Genomic DNA, 1,232 nt, shown 5'->3' with positions numbered 1-1,232 from the left:
GAGTGGGCCTTGCAGGAGATGGGCAGGTCCGGGGACGAGGAGATAGTGGCCGTGGTGGAGACGGATATGTGCGGGGTGGATGCCATCCAGTACCTGACCGGATGCACCTTCGGCAAAGGCAATCTTATTTACAGGGATCTGGGCAAAAACGCCTTCAGCTTTTATCGCCGAAGCGACGGCCGCGCCGCCCGCTTAGTGACCAGGCCTGAGGTATACGGGGATATTCGCAGGACCTTGAGCCGCCTGCACGCCAAAATGCAGGAGCACGGCCTGACCCCGGAGGAGGAAAAGGAACTGGGGGAGGCCAGGTCCATGCTCTCCAGGCGCATCATGGAATCCCCCTTAGAAGAAGTTTTTGAAATCAAAACCCCTGAACACAAGGCTCCGCGCAAGGCCAGGATATTAAACAGCCAGACCTGTGAAACCTGCGGCGAACAGGTCATGGAGACACGTACCAGGCGGCTTCAGGAACGGACCCTGTGCATACCCTGCTTTGAGCGCCTTGAAAATCCTGCAGATTAATACCGAGAAAGGCTGGCGCGGCGGGGAGAGACAGACCCTTTTCACCATGAAGGGCCTGGCCCGGGCCGGGCAGGACGTAAGACTTGTATGCCTCAGGGATTCGCCTCTGGCCAGGAGGGCACAGGAGGCTTTCCTTCCAGTCGTGGAAGTCAGGAATCAGGTCATGGCCCTCAAGTATTTGGCCTGCCAGGGCCGTAACTTTGATATCCTGCACGCCCAGACCGGGCGTGGCCAGAGCCTTGCGGTCATGACCAGGCCCCTGCACGGCCGCAGAATCGTCTACACCAGGCGGGTGGACTTTGTCCCCCGGGGTACTCTTTCCCTTCTCAAATACCATTATACTCATCAGACAGTAGCCATCTCCCAGGCCATAAAAGATATCATGGAGGGCACCCTGCCCGGCAGGCAGGTAGAAGTCATACCCAGCTGCCTGGATACCACCGTAAGTCTTCGCTCACCCTCAGCTGAAGCCCTGAGCCTGCAAAAGAGGCTGGCCCCCAGGAAAATCATCGCCTGTGCCGCAGCCCTGGTGCCGCACAAGGATCCCCTGACCCTGGTACGGGCCGCAGCCCGGCTGAGGGATGAAAGAGCCCCGGATTTCGTGATTGTGCATTTCGGTCGCGGTCCTCTGGAGGCGGAGGTGCGCCGGGAAATAAGCCGACTGGGACTTAAACGCAGCTACCTGCTCATGGGCTTTGAACAGGACCTGG

2 protein-coding genes are annotated in these 1,232 nt (G+C 59.1%); both read left to right on the top strand.

Annotation, left to right across the window (positions count from 1 at the left end):
- The coding region (locus D5S03_RS01435) for an FmdE family protein (RefSeq protein ID WP_287042463.1) at nucleotides 1-522 on the top strand (522 nt) is incomplete at its 5' end.
- Nucleotides 494-1,232 (top strand): glycosyltransferase (locus D5S03_RS01430; RefSeq protein ID WP_287042462.1); only part of this gene is annotated, 739 nt, incomplete at its 3' end. The genes D5S03_RS01435 and D5S03_RS01430, both read left to right, overlap by 29 nt.

Source organism: Desulfonatronospira sp. MSAO_Bac3 (assembly GCF_003838035.1).
Taxonomy (GTDB): domain Bacteria; phylum Desulfobacterota; class Desulfovibrionia; order Desulfovibrionales; family Desulfonatronovibrionaceae; genus Desulfonatronospira; species Desulfonatronospira thiodismutans.
Note: the sequence above shows the minus strand (reverse complement) of the source record. Positions and strands in the feature narration are given on the sequence as shown.